Source organism: Dietzia sp. SYD-A1 (assembly GCF_015356725.1).
Lineage (GTDB): Bacteria > Actinomycetota > Actinomycetes > Mycobacteriales > Mycobacteriaceae > Dietzia.
On sequence record NZ_JADDKI010000645.1, the window covers coordinates 1 to 730 of the forward strand.

Genomic DNA, 730 nt, shown 5'->3' on the forward strand with positions numbered 1-730 from the left:
GACCTGGGCACTGTCCTGGTCGGTGGCGGTCGGGGTCTCGTCGTCGCCCCCGAACAGCTGGACGAGCCCGATGCCTATCGCCAGGACCACCGCGGCCAGGAGGACCATCGCGATGGCCCGGTACGGAGGTCCGGTCGGCTCATCCTGGTCGGGGCCGGCCCCGGCGCCGCCGGCGGGCGCGCCCGGACCGTAGGGGTCGTACTGCGAGGTTTCGGGCTGGGAGCTCACGCCGGTGAGTGTAGGTCAGTCGAGCCGCATTCCCAGGTTGCGCGCCGCGCGTGCCTTCTGACGGCTGCTGCGCATGCGACGAAGCCGCTTGACGAGCAGCGGGTCAGCGGCCAGCGCCTCGGGGCGGTCGATGAGGCCGTTGAGGATCTGGAAGTACCGGGTCCCGGACATGTCGAACTTCTGCCGGATCGCCTCCTCCTTGGAGCCGGCGAACTTCCACCACTGACGCTCGAACTCGAGCATGGCCCGGTCCCTGTCGGACAGCACGGGGTCGGCGGCGTGCAGCTCGTCCGCGGGCGGCGAACCGCCCTCGACCCTCGGTCGGCGTGCCGCGGTTGCTGATCGACCCATTCGCTCGCCTCCTGTGCCCGGATCACACCGTTGTGATTCCCCCGTAGTGAACCACACGGATCCGACACCCTGCCAGGTGCGCACTAGGATCTCCTGCCATGGCCGTCCTGCCCATCGTCATCCTCGGCGATCCCGCCCTCCACACCCCCAC

Annotated in this window: 1 protein-coding gene and 1 pseudogene; both read right to left on the bottom strand. The window is 70.0% G+C overall.

Annotation, left to right across the window (positions count from 1 at the left end; translation table 11 throughout):
• Window positions 1–228 (bottom strand): annotated as a pseudogene (locus IY392_RS18045) (LytR family transcriptional regulator); the annotation flags it as partial.
• A 15-nt stretch (window positions 229–243) separates the two neighbouring features.
• Window positions 244–579, bottom strand: a complete 336-nt coding sequence (locus tag IY392_RS18050) for a DUF3263 domain-containing protein (RefSeq protein WP_107757397.1) — start codon at window positions 577–579, stop codon at window positions 244–246.
• Window positions 580–730: the final 151 nt, after the last annotated feature.